This is a genomic window from Qingrenia yutianensis, assembly GCF_014385105.1.
Classification (GTDB): domain Bacteria; phylum Bacillota; class Clostridia; order UMGS1810; family UMGS1810; genus Qingrenia; species Qingrenia yutianensis.
Window position 1 is genome coordinate 1 of record NZ_JACRTE010000025.1, and the last position, 16844, is coordinate 16844.

Consider the following 16844-nt stretch of genomic DNA (forward strand, 5'->3'; position numbering starts at 1 on the left):
AGGCTCGTTGTCAAGCAAACCGCGGAATAAATGCGGTCGGTTTTAGTAAATTAACGAAATACTGCGATTCATTTCGTTTTTTGAAGCTTTTTTGTGTCCACTTTTGCTGGGAGGGCACAATATGACTTGTGGTGTTCTTTCAAAAACTGTCTGCGTAAGTTACCGTACTTTCCGATTATGTATTCCTTTATATCGGATACCGTTAAATCGGGAAGGTAGTAATCTCCGCATTTTGAATAAGTAATTTTGTCTTTCATATTGTTTTCGACCTCCGTTTGTGATAAAATTGTTTTACAGCTTAATTGGTTGGATATCACCGTCCTTGTTTTCTGTATATAACTACATTTCAATTTGTCACAAATGAGCCGCAGCCATATACTTTATTTAGGTATGGTATGAATACCACCCTTTACAGTATAACGCTTCTGCTCGGTTGTGAATACTGTTCATTTTCCGCACCCACAACATTTGGTCTGTTGCTTTTAGCTGTTCCGTAACACCTTCTTGTTCTGCCATTTTTGTTACCATATCTTTTAGGCATTTATGACAGGTTTCGTCTATTTCTGCAGGGTGTTCAAACAGCTTACCTTCCATAAAAAGAGCTGTATAGTATGATTTATGATGTTCTTTCAAAAATATTTTTCTCAAATTCCCATACTTACCGATATTGTATTTCTTTGTGTCGGGTACTGTGATGTTAGGGATATAGTAATCTTCAACCTTTGTGTATGTTCCGCCGCTCTGTTCAAATATTGATTTCATTGTAAAATCCTCCAAATTTTAATTTTCTACAATATCGTATCAATCCGGCTGTATAACACGTTTTTACCTTTCTTCCTTATCGTCATTTAACATCTGCTAAAATACAAATGCTATACGCAATTAAAAATCCAATACAGATGTAGCAATAACGAAACAACAAAAATCCCAAAAGCCATATTTTAAGCGGTTTTTGGGATTTTCTGTTATGCATTTTCTATTCGGTTGTTACAGAGAGATTTTGAATTGTGTAAAACCTCTGAAAGGCGCAATATTACGCCACTTCTATATAAAAAGTTTCTGTCTTGTTACAACTGTATGTACGGTAGATTTGGAAATACCGAATTTTTTAGCGGCGCATCGTACGGTAGCTTTATTTTCAATAATATATTCAGCCAGTGTAATCACTCTGTCGGATATGTAGTCCTTCAATGAACTTCGCCTCCAATATATCTTATGCTATAAAATATATGTGAGGTTTATAAATTTAATGCACAAAACATCGTGCACAAATGAGGCGCGCTGATTATGACATAAAACAAAACGCTGTTAATACTGTTGAGTTCGGTATATGTTACCACGCTTTTTTTAAAAAAGCAGCAACAAATGTGACGGCGGCAACTATAATTATCCATAAGCCGTTGGCTAACAAATTTTGAAAAACAGCGACGGTCCGTTGCCGAAGATTTTTGCTTTTGTTTGGATAACAATCCGTTTCACGGCAAAACGGTGCATCAGACGAAATATACACATACAGAGTGTTATTTTTAAACTGACTGACCGTAAAATTTGTTAAACTGAAATTTCTTTATCCGTAAACGAATCGTCATCATACATAATCTGCAGGTTGATTTTGTATACGTAAGACCTCTTAACCAGGTCTTCCGCTTTAAAAGTGTTTTTCGGAATTTCAAACAAGTATATTTTTCGGTTGTCCGGTCGTTGAGAATAAGAAACCGGTTGACGGTTAGCACATCGAACAAAGGATTTGCCCAATAATTGCCCGATGCCTTGTTTAATGTATGTTGTCTGCTATAACTTTGTATGTATTTTAGAATGTTTGCAAACATACGGTATGTTTTTTTTCATAAAACATATACGCAAATTCAATGCGGATTAAAAGTGAAAAGTCTGATAAATTTTAGGAAAAATATTTTTACATATTGGCAAAGAAGAGCTTATCACAACAAATGCACATTATATCAAGTACGGCAGACATATAAATTTTTCAAACCCCCTTGCATATTGCGTCAATATGGTATATAATTACTATGATACACAAATTCTAATAAATCAACGCAAAAATAAAAGGAGGAATTGTTGTGTTGAAGAAAATTTTAGCGGCAGTGCTTTGCACATTTATGCTGCTTGGTACCGTTGCGTTTGCGGCAGACGAAATAAAGGCGGGCGATACTGCCTATGTTGTTTATGACGGCACTGTAATGGTTACCAAAAACCCCACTTATTCGGGTGGTATAAGCGAGATAAGTAAAGGAACCGGAGTGACGGTTTTGGAGGCTTATGTAGTCGGAGAGGACAACCGAAAATTTCATAAAATCCAGCTTTCCGACGGCACGGTAGGGTATATCCTTGCTTATACGACGGCTCGTGAAACAACACCGATACTCGGTGCCGGCAAAACTGTTGAAAAAGAGCTGAACAAGCAATGGGCGGCTTCCGATACCGATAAGTATCAGCACGCAATAGAGATGACATTTCTGTCCGATTACATATACGGCGGAAGCAAAACAACCGAGGGCAAAGAAAGAAATTTTTATGCTAAAGTGCCGACGGAATGGGTAAGACACGACCGTCCCGCGTCATTGCCTCTTGTGGGTATGGCTGTCTTGCACATTGGCGATGAGGGAAAAATCGGTTCGGTAAAAGCCTCGTTTTATCCCGGCAATCCGCCGATCAACTATCATTCCAGAAGGCTTGATGAGCTCAAAGTAATAGGGTATGACCCTCCGTTTGCCGAAAAGAGCAGAACGGAATCAAATGCTAACACGGCGTTTTATGCTACAACAACGAGTGAATTTGAGGTTGTTGCCTATAACGATAAATGGGTTGCTGTATGGAGCGAGGGCGGTGTTGACGAATCGCGCGGTACAATCAGACAGTGCGGTGAGAAGGACGGTACTGCTTTCACAAGCTGGAAACCGGCTGTATATTTCTTCCCCAGACAAAACTGTTATATTTTAGATATTAACAATCAGGTATCGACGCCTCCGAAAATCGAGGCTGTAGGTAAGGCAACCGGTCTTTTGATGGTTAAAACCACTCCCGATGATAAAGATTATGTAAAATCGGGTGTTATTAAAATCAACCAGTCGGTTCAGATTGTAGATGCAACTCCGCAGAACGGACATTATAAGATTTACTATAAAAAAGGTCTTTACTATGTTGAAGCAAAGTATGTGAATATGCAGCTTGCAAACACCGAAAAACCGACAACACAGTACAAAGCAATATCGGCTGTCGACTGTGATATTTCTGACGGTTCCTCTGTTGTCGGCTCGGTTAAAAAAGGTGCGGCAATAGACGTTATCGAAATGGACTATGACGGAACAAATTCAAAAATCTGGTTCAACTCGAAAGTATGTTACATTCCGACAAGCAATCTCGATGAATTCACCAAGACCCTGTCCGCAGCGGACACGGCAGCGCTCGGTGCACCTATCGGCGTTCTGTCTGTTGATCAACCTTGGGGCGAATGGGGTGAGCTGACCTATTCTGCCGAAGGACTTGCAAAACTTAAAGAGTTCCGCTACGGATATATCAACGTTGATATGGATAAGATGACAGAGTACAATAAGTGGGTTAGCTCAAACAACGGTGATATCAATAAAATACACGACAGAGAATGGGTAAACGTATACGGTATCGAAGAATTTTCTTTTGACCGTGACGCGGATATGAATGATATTTTAGATCCGGAGGATATTAACCCCTGGATTATAACAGGAAAAATCTACACCATTTTCTATGACGGAGAAATCCGCTATCTGGTTCACGAAGATGATAAGCACGATATATTTACCTATTATCCCGGAAACGGATTCAGCAAAAACTCTGTTGCAAAAACGCAGACTGTTTGCCTGGACGGTCTCAAATATAACACTGTAGCATATAACATTGATGATAATAACTACTTTAAGCTCCGAGATATTGCAAAAATCCTTGACGGAACTATTAAAAGCTTTGACATTAAGTATGACGGTGCAACAAATTCTATTGATATGTTGAGCTTTTATGATTACACATCGGCAGGCGGTGAATTAACGCCGGGTGACGGCGCCGAAAGAACGGCTCTTTCATCATCGGCATTTTTAACGCTTGACGGTGTGCCGATTAAAGCAACCTGTTTTAATATTGAAGGAAACAACTATTTTAAACTCCGTGATATAACCGACGCGCTGGATTGCCGTGTCGAGTGGGATAACAGCACCCAGATGATTTGGGTAATTCCCGCCAGAACCGCATATGATGATCCTGATGAGATAGTGGGTTGATTTTTAAATATATCATTAAAACAAAGAAAAATTTTAGCCGATATGAAGTTTGGAAATCTTGAAACTTCATATCGGCTTTTTTATTTGAGCTGTAACTCTTATTTATTTTTCCGCAGGTTTTGCAATAATAACTTTCTGTCCGTCCTGCCGTCATTCTATGTTTGCTCCGAGTTCTCCGGAGATAAAGAGTGCAGGTTGCGTCTTTTTCTCCGAGCTTTATCGTCGGTTTAACGGAGGCGGGAAGGGAATTTATTATGACATTGCTTATTGAAGTTAAAACAGCAGAATGGCAAATATTTAATTGACGAGTTTGCGACGGGTCTTTAATTGAAAATATAAATAACGCATTAAAACGAAAACACGCATACCGCTTTTTAGTGATATGCGTGTTTTCGTTCACCATTGTTTGACATAAACCATTTTATCGGCAAACGTCAATTTCGGGCGCCTTTTGTATACTAACATATTTATGCGCGAAAGGGAGAAGGGAATGAATTTATTTTGACATTTACACAAGGAGTATTGCCTTTCGCGCATTTATAAAGAGAAGGGAATAAGCTTATTCAACGTCCTGAAGTGCGTCGTAGCCCTCTTCGCCGGTTCTTACTTTGACAACGTTTTCAACGTCGTATACAAAGATTTTACCGTCGCCGATGTGACCTGTGTAAAGCACTTTTTTAGCGGTTTCGATAACCGTTTTAACAGGAACTTTGCAAACTACGATTTCAACCTGAACTTTCGGCAAAAGCGTAGCCTCGCTGATAACACCTCTGTAATATTCGGGTTTGCCTTTCTGAACTCCGCAGCCGAGAACGTGTGTTACCGTCATACCTGTGATACCTATGCTCATCATAGCCGCTTTGAGTTTTTCAAACCTGTCTTGTTTCATAAGAATTTCAATTTTTGTCATTTTAACGTCACTGCCGATTGCCTTTGAACCGCTGTCGCTCTTAAGCACGACGGGGACAGAATCGTCAATGCTTGCACTGCCTGTTACGGGAATGTCAACGTCCGCGCCGTAACTGTCGATTGCAGGCATAAAGTCTGCATATGCGCTGGGAAGTCCGTGCTCTGTTGCGTCAAGACCTGTGATTTCTTCTTCCTCCGAAACTCTCAAGCCGACAGTTGCTTTTATAACAAAGAATGTGATTGTGATTGTAATCGCAGTCCACGCGCCGACCGACAAAACACCGAGAAGCTGCAGACCGAGAAGTTTAAATCCGCCGCCGTAGAAAAGACCGCAAAATTCAGAGCCGGGCGCTGTGGTTGTTGCGAAAAGTCCTACCGCGATTGTACCCCAGATGCCGTTAAACATATGAACCGCAACCGCACCGACGGGGTCGTCGATATGAAGTTTGTAATCAAGGAACCATACACCGAATACAACGAGTACGCCTGCAACCGCGCCGATAATGATAGAACCCAAAGCGTCGGTTACGTCACAGCCTGCCGTGATTGCAACGAGTCCTGCGAGCGATGCGTTAAGACACATTGAAACATCGGGTTTGCCGTATTTTATCCAAGTGAAAATCATACATACAACAGTTGCGATAGCAGGAGCGATTGTTGTTGTTACGAAAATTGAGCCTAACTGTTCAATGCTTGTAGCCGCCGCACCGTTGAAGCCGTACCAGCCGAGCCACAGAATGAATACGCCGAGTGCGCCGATTGTAAGGTTGTGACTGGGAAATGCGTTAACTTTTGTAACCTTGCCGTTTTTGTCTTTAACAAATTTTCCAATTCTCGGTCCGAGAATTTTTGCACCGATTATTGCGGAAATACCGCCTACCATATGTATTGCGCACGAACCTGCAAAGTCGTGGAAACCTATTTTAACAAGCCAGCCGCCGCCCCAAATCCAGTGAGCCTCAACGGGGTAGATGACCGCCGAAATTACTGCCGAATAAATACAGTATGAAAGGAATTTTGTTCTTTCTGCCATTGCACCGGAAACGATTGTTGCCGCCGTTGCGCAGAAAACGAGGTTGAATACAAATGCCGACCAGTCGAATTTATCATATGCGGTGAAAATGTCAAAGCCGGGTTTGCCGATTAAGCCTACAAGGTCCTCGCCGAGGAAAAGACCGAAACCTATGATGATGAATACCACTGTGCCTATACAAAAGTCCATAAGGTTTTTCATAATGATGTTGCCGGCGTTTTTCGCTCTGGTAAATCCTGTTTCAACCATTGCAAATCCTGCCTGCATCCAAAATACCAGCGCCGCTCCTATGAGAAACCAGACGCCGAAGATGTTGCTTGTCACAAATTCTGCTATTGCGCTTGTCATATAAATGACCTCCCCTTACTGCCGTGTTACGGCTTAAAATAGTTTACACCCCGAGGTTTTTGGCGGTAAAGACGCGACCTTTACCGAAATAAAAAAAGCGCCGCGGACTTTATAATCCGCAGCGCCTTTGCTACTTTATGTGCCTATTATAGCACGCACTTTTTTTGATGTCAATACTTTTTTTGAAAAAATGTAAAATACTCCCGATTTTTAGAAAATATTTTTGAAATTTTAATTTTTTACGGCTTAATTTTTGAGCAATTTGTTTAAATTTTCTATATCCTCCGCGCCCGTTTCGCAAAAATCGGCGAGCGGAAAGGTGATGTTAAGCTTGTCATATTTGCTTGCGCATAGCTTACGAAACGGCAAAAGTTCAATTTCTTCCACGCATTTATGACCGTCCGCAATGCTTTTCAGCCGTAAAACGCTTTCCTCACTGTCGTTAAGACCCTTTATTATCACTTGGCGCAGGCGCGTTGCAATGCCTTTTTCGTCAAGGTAATCAAGAAAGGCGAGGGGAGATGAATATTCGCACCCGACGTATTTTTTGTAGTCCGCGCCGGAGGTATATTTTATGTCAAGCATACAGTAGTCGGTGTGTTCCAGCACTGTTTTTATTTTTTCGCTTAACGCAAAACCGCTTGTGTCAAGGCAGGTGTGTATGCCGTTTTCCTTGCATTTTTTGAAAATTTCGGTGCAAAATTCAGGCTGAACAAGCGGTTCTCCGCCCGAAATCGTCACACCGCCGTTTTGCGAAAAATATTCTTTATACCGCGTGATTTTTGCGAAAATCTCACTTGCCGAAAAGCTTTTTCCGCTGTTTAAATCCCACGTTTCGGGATTGTGGCAGCACGCGCACCGCAAAGGACACCCTTGCATAAAAATCACAAAACGCACGCCGGGACCGTCGAGCGTCCCCAGCGTTTGAAATGAGCTTATTTTTCCGAAAACTTCGCCGTTCATCACATTGCCTCGTGGAAGGTACGGCTTATAACCTCGCGCTGCTGTTCTTTTGAAAGCTTGTGGAAGTTAACCGCATAGCCCGATACACGGATTGTGAGGTTAGGATATGCCGTCGGGTCGTTGTAAGCCTCGATAAGTGTTTCGCGGTTTAAAACGTTAACGTTTATGTGATGTGCCTTTTTCGCAAAATATCCGTCAAGAACCGAAACAAGGTTGTTTACGCGCTCGTTTTCATCTCTGCCGAGCGTGTCGGGAGTGATGGAGAACGTATTTGAAATACCGTCACGGCAGTCGTCATACGAAAGCTTTGCAACCGAGTTGAGCGACGCAAGCGCGCCGTTTTCCTCGCGGTTGTGCATCGGGTTTGCGCCCGGTGCAAACGGTTCTCCGGCTTTTCTGCCGTCGGGTGTTGCCTGTGTGTGCTTGCCGTACATAACGTTCGACGTAATGGTGAGCACCGAAAGAGTGTGTTCCGCGTTTCTGTATGTCGGAGTTTTGCGGAGTTTTTCTATCATCATATGGGTTATTTTCTTGGCAATAAGGTCAACTCTGTCGTCGTCGTTGCCGAATTTCGGAAATTCGCCTGTTATTTCAAAATCTACAATATAGCCGTTTTCGTCGCGTATGGGCTTAACGGACGCGTATTTTATCGCGGAAAGAGAGTCGGCAATAACCGAAAGTCCTGCAACACCGAACGCCATAAATCTGTGAACGTCGGTGTCGTGGAGCGCCATCTGCGATTTTTCGTAAGCATATTTGTCGTGCATATAATGAATGATGTTCATTGTATTTACATAAAGGCTTGCAAGCCAGCTTGAATATTCGTCGAAACGTTTTGCAACCTTTTCGTAGTCGAGAACATCGCCGTCAATAACGTCGTTCTGCGGTCCGATGTGTATTCCGCTTGCGGTTTCATATCCGCCGTTGAGCGCCAAAAGCAAAAGTTTGGGAAGATTGCATCTTGCACCGAAAAACTGCATTTGTTTGCCGATTTTCATAGCCGAAACACAGCACGCAATAGCGTAATCGTCACCGTAAATAGGGCGCATAACGTCGTCGTTTTCATACTGAATTGAGTCGGTATCGCACGATACCTTTGCGCAGAATTTTTTAAATCCTTCGGGGAGCTTTGCCGACCACAAAACGGTAAGGTTGGGTTCGGGAGATGAACCGAGAGTGTAAAGTGTGTTGAGCATACGGAAGCTGTTTTTCGTTACCAGTGTTCTGCCGTCCTCGCCCATACCGCCGACGCTTTCGGTAATCCACATCGGGTCGCCGCCGAAAAGCTCGTTGTATTCGGGGGTGCGCAGATGTCTGGCAATTCGGAGTTTCATAACAAAATCGTCGATGATTTCCTGCGCGCCCTCCTCGGTCAAAACGCCGTTTTTTATGTCGCGCTCAATGTAAATATCAAAAAATGTGCTCACTCTGCCCAGCGACATAGCCGCGCCGTTCTGCTCCTTAATTGCCGCAAGATATGCAAAATACGTCCACTGAACCGCCTCGCGCGTATCTTTTGCGGGCTCGCTGATGTCGTAACCGTAAAGCTGTGCCATTTCTTTCATCATTTTAAGAAAGCTTATCTGACGGAAAAGCTCCTCGTCAAGACGGATTGTGTCCGCGTTAAAATTCTTGCCCTCAAGCGATTTTTTGTCGCTTTCTTTCTGCGCGATAATGCGGTCGATGCCGTAGAGCGCAACACGGCGGTAGTCGCCGATAATCCTGCCTCTGCCGTATGCATCGGGAAGTCCTGTGATGATGTGGCTTCTTCTTGCAAGGCGCATTTCTTCGGTGTATGCTCTGAAAACACCGTCGTTGTGCGTTGTTTTGTAGCGGAATTCGTCCTCGATTTTGTCGCTTAATTTATAGCCGTACGCAAGGCACGCCTGACGCGCCATTCTGATACCGCCGAACGGGTTTACGCCGCGTTTTAAGGGCGCGTCGGTCTGCATGCCGACGATAATTTCGTTATCTTTGTCAAGATAACCCGGTTTATATGTCACAAGCGACGACACTGTTTCGGTGTCGATGTCCAAAACACCGCCTTTTGCGCGTTCCTCTTCAAAAAGCGCGTTGAGCTTTTGCATAAGCTTGTTTGTGCGCTCTGTTGCACCGCTCAAAAAGCTTGCGTCACCTGTGTATTCTTTGTAGTTTTTTTGGATAAAGCCGCGGACGTCAATTTCTTTTTCCCAGTTACCGCCGGCAAATCCCTGATGATTTTGATGTGTCATAATTCTCTCCTTTTGGTGCGAATTTTGTAAAAGTATGTCATAATAATACAATATATTGTGTTGTCTGTCAACGGCAAAAACTATATTTAGTAAAATTATACAAAAAAACAAGCCGAAAAAACTTCGGCTTGTTATGGTTAGACAAAACTAACTACTCGATTATTACCGTACCGCTTTCCTCGTCCCAGTCAACGTTTAAACCAAAGCTTTCGGCAATGAATCTTACGGGAACAACCGTGCGTTCGCTCGAAAATTCGGGAGCTGTGTCAAGTGTGATTTTCTCGCCGTTTACCTCTGCCTCAACGCTTCCGACTGTCATTTTTATAACCGTGCCGCCTTTGGTGATTGTCACACTTTGGTCGTTTTCGTTCCATTCAACCGATGCGCCGAACGTTTCGGATACCGCACGGATAGGAGCGAGCGTTCTTCCGTTTTTGGTGAACGGTTTGATGCCGTCGTATTTGTCGAAATCAACGAAATCACCGTTGATAACCGTGTCGATTGAGATGTCGCCGAGCGCTTTTTTAATTTCCGCAATGGCTTTCAAAAATTTCTTGCGTTCTGTTTCGGCTTTTGTTTTAAAGAGCGCTTTTACGTCTTTTAAATATGTTTTGATGTCGGTTTTTACGCCTTTTAAAGCGTCTTTGATAATCTCCGACAAATCTTCGCTGTCCGAATTTGTATCTTTTTCGGTTACCTTTTCCGTGTCTTTTTCGGTGTTTTTATCAGTTTCTTTCACATTTTCTTTTGTTTCTGTGTCCTTGTCCGATTTCGATGTGTCTTTATCGGTGCTTTCGGTTGTTCCGTCGGACTTTTTGTCGGTATCGGCTTTTTCGCCGTCCGATTTTGCGTCTGTTTCATCTTTTGATGATGTTGTATCCTCTGTTTTTGTGTCGTCTTTTGTTTCGTCTTTCGAGGTATCTTCTTTTTTTGTTTCTTCTTTTGATGTTTCCTCTTTCGCTGTTTCGCTCTTGCTTGACGCTGTATCGGACGGTACCTCGCCGCCGTCAGCAAACGCCGTAAAGCCGATGTTTACAAGCATCATTGCCGAGATTAAAACTGCCAGTATTTTTTTCATAATAAGCTCTCCTTTATATATAAAATTTTAAAATACAAACTGAATAAGTATCATATACAAAATCGTTCCGCCGGCGATGGAAATAAGCATTTGTCTTTTCCAAAGGTGCAAAACCGCGGTAAACGCAACCGCAATCATTTCGGGTATGCCGTGCGAACCGCTTATAAAACTGATGTTTTTAAGGCTGTAAACCAGCAAAAGACCGAAAACCGCACTCGGCAAAACACTGCCGAGATATTTTATGTATTTCGGGGTTTCCTTGCCTGCCGGAAACAGCATAAACGGCAGAAAACGCGTGAGCGCCGTGCCGAGAACAATAAGCGCAACGGTGATAATTTTTTGTGTTAATGTCACTGTGCGTCACCGCCTTTTTCGATGTGATTTCGCAAAAATGTGAGTATTGCAAGTATTGCCGCCATTGACGGAATGATGAAATTATCCGCGCCGAAAATCAAAAGGCACAATGCGGAAATCGCAAGTCCCGCGTACGACGGAAGATGATTTTTCTCGTTTAAGAACTGTTCGAGGAAAATCACCGCGAACATTGATGTCATAACAAAGCTTATGCCGTCGGTGTCAAAGGTGATAAACGAGCCTAAAATTCCGCCGAGCACCGAGCCTGTAACCCAGTAAAGGTGGTTTAGGAGCGTGACAAAAAACATAAACCAGCCTTTGTCAATGCCGTTCGGAATAAGCGCGGTGAAATTTATCGAAAAGGTTTCGTCGCACATTCCGAAGATAAGATAAAGTTTTTTTAAACCTGTGTTTTTAAATTTGTCAAGCATTGAAAGTCCGTAAAACAAGTGGCGCGCGTTTATCATCAGCGTGAGAAGAAACGTCTGAACGGGATTGAACGCGCCGAGCAGAATGTTTACCGCGACAAATTCCATCGAGCCTGCAAGAATGGTTATGCTCATAAGCAGGGGATAGACAAAGCTAAATCCCGAAACGTTCATTAAAACTCCGTATGCAAATCCGAGGAACAAAAACCCTGCAAGAATGGGAATGGTGTGCGGAAATGCGGATTTAAAAGCTTTTTTGATGTCCTTGAACTTTGTATGTGCCATATGTATCACCTGAATTGTTATCTTTTTAACACAAGATGAACAGGTATTCCGTCCTTTGTTTTGATTTTTTCCTCGCCCAAAATAAGCGGACGCGCGTAGTTTATAAATGCTTTTGTAACGTCGTTTCCGCGCGCGTTTATAAAGTTTTCGGGGAGTGTTTTTTCCTTGTTTGCAATAAGGTTTATGTCCATTGACGAAATTTTGATTTTGTAGTTTTCGCCGTTTTCGCGCTCAAAAATCATCATTTCACCGCTTACACCGCGCAGTGCGTATGAAACCGCGGTTTTGCCTATTTTGAACGACTCCGCAAGGTCGGTTTTGGACGCAAAATGCGACGCGGCGCGCTGGAGAACGTTTATTTCAACGCTTCTGCATTTACAGCCGATTTCGGTTTTAACAATATTTTCAAGCGTTTTTGCCGCACCGCCGAGCTGGGCGTGACCGAATTTGTCGTTCTGCAAAACATCGGACGCGGCGGCAACATAAACTCCGTCCTTGTTTTTAATTCCCTCCGACACCGCGACGATAACATTTTTGTGCTTTTTGATTTTGTCTTTGACGTCGCTTAAAAATTCGTTTACGTCAAACTGGTGCTCGGGAAGATATATAAGGTCGGGCGCGCATAGGTTTTCACTTCTCGCAAGCGCGGACGCCGCGGTGAGAAAGCCTGCGTTTCTGCCCATAATTTCAACTATTGTAACGCTGTCCACAAAATAGCAGTATGCGTCGCGCGCGATTTCCGCAACCGATGCGGCAACGTATTTTGCCGCACTGCCGAAACCGGGGCAGTGGTCTGTGCCGAACAGGTCGTTGTCAATGGTTTTTGGTATTCCCATAACGGTTACGCCCTTGTCAAACTTTTTTGCATACGCGTTAAGTTTCATAACGGTATCCATAGAGTCGTTTCCGCCGATATAGAAAAAATATTTTATGTTATGCTTTTTGAGTGAGGCGAAAATGTCCTCGTAAATTTCCGAATTTTCTTCAAATTCGGGAAGCTTAAAACGGCATGAACCGAGATACGACGACGGCGTGTTTTTTAAAAGCGATAAATTTTCTTTGTTCTCGAAAATTTTGTTAAGCTCTTTTAGATTTCCGCTTAAAATGCCGTTAATTCCGTTTACCGTGCCGAAAATTTTGCTGATTTTTTTCGATTTGAGCAGTGCGTCGATAACGCCTGCAAGAGTTGCGTTGATGGCGCAAGTCGGACCGCCCGACTGACCTATAACTGCGTTGGCTTTTGTCACTGTAAACCCTCCAAAATATAGATGCAAATATTATATCACTTTTTGTCGGTATTTGTCAACTTGCATAATCCTCAATTATGTGCGCAAGCTCGATTTTTGAATTTACCCTCACACCGCGCATAAATTCCTCGCGGTCGGTCTTTATCATCTGCGACACATTTATATCAAGCGTTTCCAAAAAATTTTGCTCCCCGTTTTTCACTTCATACACATTAAGCGCGCCGTTTTCGCATAAAATAAGATAGTAAGCCTCGATTTCGTCTGCGTTTTTCACGGACGAAATATTTTCCGCTTTCGGTTTTTCGCTTTTGACCGCATTTGTGTTTTCCGATTGCGATGTTTTTGTGTTTTGCGGAAGTTTGGGGCTTGTCCTTACGGAAAAATATGCAAAAAGCGCAAGCCACACAATTAAAAATACGCCTATCACCGACGAGCAAATGGTATAATAAAGTTTTTTATTCATAAAAATCCCTCTTAAAATATTGTTTTTATTGATATTTTTTGCATAAAATTTAAAAATATACATAATAATCGGCATAAAAGGATTGAAAAATAAGCAAAATTATGTTATACTACCGCTATATGTACTTTTGGGGGACAGTTTATGTTTGAAAATAATTTTGAAATTAACAAAGGAGCGAAAAAGAGCAGTATTATTGCAATTATCGTAATTGCTCTCATAGCTGCGGCGGTTTTCGCGTTTTCGCTTTATGTAAAATACCTTTCGCTTCTTGAAATCGGCGCTAAATACGTCAGCGTGTTTTTCACCAATCTGGGCGTAAAAGCCATTGCGCATATAGCAAGCTTTCTGCTGATTTTTGTGCTTTTTTATGCGTCTACATTTGCGGTGGACAAAATCAGCCGTCCCATTGACGGGATTTTGTCAAAGTGGCTCAAAAGCACATGGGTGAAAATTGTGTTAAGCGTCATACTTTCGATTTTCGCAAGTGCGTACGTCAGCGAAACGATATACGAAACGTACCTTCTTTTTGCGCACAGCAAGGAGTTCGGCATACTTGATCCGTTTTTCGGCAAAGACATCGGGTATTACATATTTACCCGACCGTTTCTTGCGTCGCTGGTAAACAGTGTTTTGTCGGTATGGCTTGTGGTTACAATATACTGTTTTGCCATTTATGCGGTCAATTTTTCGGTGAACGAAACTATGGATTTGCGCTGTCTTGCAAAGGACAAAGCGACGGTTATTCACAATATTGTCAACGTTGTAATTTATTTTACGCTCAAAGCGTTTACCTATAAGTTTAAGTCACAGGAGATTTTGTATTCCGAATTTGCCGGCGTTTCGGGCGCGGGATATACCGATATTTACGTTTGGTTTAATTTTTACAAAATCGCGCCGTATCTGCTTTTGACCATTGTTGCGCTCGCGATTGTTTTTCTTTTAAAGGCGAAATACAAGCCGATGATTTTCACCGTTGCCGTTTATCCCGTGACGATTATTGCGGTGTCGCTTGTGTCGTTCTACGTTCAGAAATTTGTCGTTGACCCCAACGAATATACAAAGGAAAAACCGTATCTTTCGTATAACCTTGAATTTACAAAACAGGCATATAACATAAAAGACGTTATCACCGCTGAATTTTCGGCGGACAATAACCTTACCGCGCAGGATATTGAGGAAAACAAAGAGGTTTTAAACAACGTCCGCATTACCGATTTCGGCTCTACGCTCACCGCGTACAATGCGCTTCAGGGAATAAGGGATTTTTACACGTTTTTCGATATTGACATCACAAAATACGATATAAACGGCACTCCCACGCTTGTTATGACCGCACCGCGCGAAATAAGCCAGAGCAAGCTTAAGGAGAGCAATCAGAACTATACAAACAGAATTTTCAGATATACCCATGGTTTCGGCGCGGTTATGAGCCCGTTAAACCGCGTGACGAGCGAGGGACAGCCCGAATTTTTGGTGAGCAACATTCCGCCCGTTTCAAAAAACGGCGCGCCCAAAATCAAACAGCCGAGGGTTTATTACGGCGAAACCGCGGACAAAGACGATTATGCGGTTGTTAACACGGCGATAAAGGAAATCGACTATCTTGAGGGTGCGTCGGACAAAGAATTTCAATATGACGGAAACGGCGGTTTAAAGCTCGGATTTTTAAATAAAGTGATTTTTGCGCTGGATAAATTCGACTATCATATTTTGGTGTCAAATTATATCACAAGCGACAGTAAAATTCTTATCAACCGCAATGTTGCGGACAGAGTGCGCAAAGCGGTGCCGTTTTTAACGTTCGATTCCGACCCGTATCTTGTGGTGGACGGAAACGGAAATTTAAAATGGATTTTGGACGGTTACACAACGTCGGAATACTATCCCTATTCGCAGAGCTGCAACGGAATAAATTATATCCGCAACTCTGTTAAGGCCGTTGTGGACGCATATAACGGCGATGTCAGCGTCTACCTTATGGACAGAACCGACCCGATTATACAGTGCTATATGGACATTTACCCCGGCGTTATTCTCGACGAGGAATTTCCGGCGGATTTGAAGGAGCATATCGTTTATCCCGAATATCTTTTCAAAATTCAGTCGCAGGTTTACGGAAAATATCATGTTGAAAGTGAGGATTCGTTCTATAACCGTTCGGACGAATGGGTTTTCGCGACCGAAAAATATATAAATGAGTCCAAAAGCATAGCGCCGTATTACAATCTTTTGAAGATAGACGAATTTCCCGAAAGCGACTGCAATTTTGTGGTTATGATACCGTATACCTTGAACGGCAAGGAAAATATGACGTCGTGGCTGGCGGCAAGCTGTGATTACGAAAACTACGGGCAAATGGTGTGCTACCGTTTCCCCAAGGGCAAAAATATATACGGAACACAGCAGATTGAGTCGCGTATCGACAACGACCCGACCATTTCAAAGGAGCTTACGCTTTGGAGTCAGGGCGGTTCAAATGTGATACGCGGAAACACGCTCGTTGTGCCGATTAAGAATTCGCTCCTTTATATTGAGCCTATATATATCACATCATCAAGCGCGGAAAGCAGTATTCCCGAGCTTAAAAAGGTTATCCTCGCATATGACGATAAGGTTGTTATGGAGGATAATCTCGGCGATTGTTTGAGTGCGGTGTTTAACATTCCGAGTGATGTTGCCGAACTGCAAAACGGCCCGAACGGTGTAAATTATAATGTTTCTGATGACGCGTTGAACGCGATTATAGCGCGCCTTGTCGAAAATTACGACGCATTGAGCGTTGCGAGCAAGGACGGAAACTGGGTTGCGTTCGGCGAGAAAATGGCGGCGCTGTCGAAAAATATCGGCGAACTTGAAAGCTACAGCGGCAATACATCTGCGTCCGATACAAACCAAACCGATAATACCGCAGAACAGGATAATTCGGAAAATGTAACAGAGTAAATATTTAAGCCCTTCTTTGTTTTAAGAAGGGCTTAAAATAGTGCGACTGATTTTTTATGAAATAAAAAAGTCAGAACAAGCAAAGCTTGTCCGAAAATAACAAAGCTAACCAAATTTATATTTGCCGATGTAGAACACCCCGAAAAAAGGTGTTAGCGACTGCGAGCCGTAAATGAGCGCGCTTGCAAGCGAATAGGCGAACCGAGCGAGCATTTTTTCGGAAAAGGAGGGACAGCGGAGCGGGTGACTGATTTTTTATGAAATAAAAAAGTCGGAACGAGCAAAGCTTGT

Annotated in this window: 13 protein-coding genes; 2 read left to right on the forward strand and 11 right to left on the reverse strand. The window is 42.8% G+C overall.

Annotation, left to right across the window (positions count from 1 at the left end):
* Positions 1 to 68: 68 nt before the first annotated feature.
* The 3 genes from H8706_RS10985 to H8706_RS10995 form a co-directional block, all read right to left on the reverse strand.
* Positions 69 to 257 (reverse strand): TnpV protein, encoded by a 189-nt coding sequence (locus H8706_RS10985; RefSeq protein ID WP_262432658.1) that lies wholly within the window; start codon positions 255 to 257, stop codon positions 69 to 71.
* A gap of 127 nt (positions 258 to 384) precedes the next feature.
* On the reverse strand, positions 385 to 762 hold the full coding sequence (locus H8706_RS10990; protein ID WP_262432659.1) for a TnpV protein: 378 nt from the start codon (positions 760 to 762) through the stop codon (positions 385 to 387).
* Between the two features lie 282 nt (positions 763 to 1044).
* Positions 1045 to 1191: a sporulation transcriptional regulator SpoIIID gene (locus H8706_RS10995; RefSeq protein WP_449421277.1), complete on the reverse strand. Its 147-nt coding sequence runs from the start codon at positions 1189 to 1191 to the stop codon at positions 1045 to 1047.
* 893 nt (positions 1192 to 2084) lie between these two features.
* Here H8706_RS10995 and H8706_RS11000 point away from each other — a divergent pair.
* A complete protein-coding gene (locus tag H8706_RS11000) occupies positions 2085 to 4271 on the forward strand; it encodes an SH3 domain-containing protein (protein WP_262432660.1) in 2187 nt (728 codons plus the stop codon).
* A 559-nt stretch (positions 4272 to 4830) separates the two neighbouring features.
* Here the strand turns inward: H8706_RS11000 and H8706_RS11005 are convergent.
* From H8706_RS11005 to H8706_RS11040, 8 genes are all read right to left on the reverse strand, one after another.
* A complete protein-coding gene (locus H8706_RS11005) occupies positions 4831 to 6561 on the reverse strand; it encodes an ammonium transporter (RefSeq protein ID WP_262432661.1) in 1731 nt (576 codons plus the stop codon).
* Positions 6562 to 6807: 246 nt separating this feature from the next.
* On the reverse strand, positions 6808 to 7524 hold the full coding sequence (gene pflA / locus H8706_RS11010) for a pyruvate formate-lyase-activating protein (RefSeq protein ID WP_262432662.1): 717 nt from the start codon (positions 7522 to 7524) through the stop codon (positions 6808 to 6810).
* Positions 7524 to 9755 (reverse strand): formate C-acetyltransferase, encoded by a 2232-nt coding sequence (gene pflB / locus H8706_RS11015; RefSeq protein WP_262432663.1) that lies wholly within the window; start codon positions 9753 to 9755, stop codon positions 7524 to 7526. The genes pflA and pflB overlap by 1 nt, the downstream gene beginning before the upstream one ends.
* 151 nt (positions 9756 to 9906) lie before the next feature.
* A complete protein-coding gene (locus tag H8706_RS11020; RefSeq protein ID WP_262432664.1) occupies positions 9907 to 10833 on the reverse strand; it encodes a stalk domain-containing protein in 927 nt (308 codons plus the stop codon).
* Positions 10834 to 10860: 27 nt separating this feature from the next.
* Positions 10861 to 11187: a branched-chain amino acid transporter permease gene (locus H8706_RS11025; protein ID WP_178347327.1), complete on the reverse strand. Its 327-nt coding sequence runs from the start codon at positions 11185 to 11187 to the stop codon at positions 10861 to 10863.
* A complete protein-coding gene (locus tag H8706_RS11030) occupies positions 11184 to 11900 on the reverse strand; it encodes an AzlC family ABC transporter permease (RefSeq protein WP_262432665.1) in 717 nt (238 codons plus the stop codon). Before H8706_RS11030 ends, H8706_RS11025 begins: the two co-directional genes overlap by 4 nt.
* 17 nt (positions 11901 to 11917) lie before the next feature.
* Positions 11918 to 13147 (reverse strand): 6-phosphofructokinase, encoded by a 1230-nt coding sequence (locus tag H8706_RS11035; RefSeq protein WP_262432666.1) that lies wholly within the window; start codon positions 13145 to 13147, stop codon positions 11918 to 11920.
* Positions 13148 to 13202: 55 nt separating this feature from the next.
* Positions 13203 to 13610, reverse strand: a complete 408-nt coding sequence (locus H8706_RS11040; protein WP_178347330.1) for a BofC C-terminal domain-containing protein — start codon at positions 13608 to 13610, stop codon at positions 13203 to 13205.
* 141 nt (positions 13611 to 13751) lie between these two features.
* Between H8706_RS11040 and H8706_RS11045 the strand changes: the two genes are divergently transcribed.
* Entirely contained in the window at positions 13752 to 16553 is a 2802-nt protein-coding gene (locus H8706_RS11045) for a UPF0182 family protein (RefSeq protein WP_262432667.1), read from the forward strand.
* Positions 16554 to 16844 lie beyond the last annotated feature (291 nt).

Coding starts and splice junctions, on each gene's coding strand:
- pflB (WP_262432663.1), bottom strand. CDS start 9,755: ATGACACATCAAAATCATCAGGGATTTGCCGGCGGTAACTGGGAAAAA.
- H8706_RS11040 (WP_178347330.1), bottom strand. CDS start 13,610: ATGAATAAAAAACTTTATTATACCATTTGCTCGTCGGTGATAGGCGTA.
- H8706_RS10990 (WP_262432659.1), bottom strand. CDS start 762: ATGAAATCAATATTTGAACAGAGCGGCGGAACATACACAAAGGTTGAA.
- H8706_RS11005 (WP_262432661.1), bottom strand. CDS start 6,561: ATGACAAGCGCAATAGCAGAATTTGTGACAAGCAACATCTTCGGCGTC.
- H8706_RS11020 (WP_262432664.1), bottom strand. CDS start 10,833: ATGAAAAAAATACTGGCAGTTTTAATCTCGGCAATGATGCTTGTAAAC.
- H8706_RS10985 (WP_262432658.1), bottom strand. CDS start 257: ATGAAAGACAAAATTACTTATTCAAAATGCGGAGATTACTACCTTCCC.
- H8706_RS11030 (WP_262432665.1), bottom strand. CDS start 11,900: ATGGCACATACAAAGTTCAAGGACATCAAAAAAGCTTTTAAATCCGCA.
- pflA (WP_262432662.1), bottom strand. CDS start 7,524: ATGAACGGCGAAGTTTTCGGAAAAATAAGCTCATTTCAAACGCTGGGG.
- H8706_RS11045 (WP_262432667.1), top strand. CDS start 13,752: ATGTTTGAAAATAATTTTGAAATTAACAAAGGAGCGAAAAAGAGCAGT.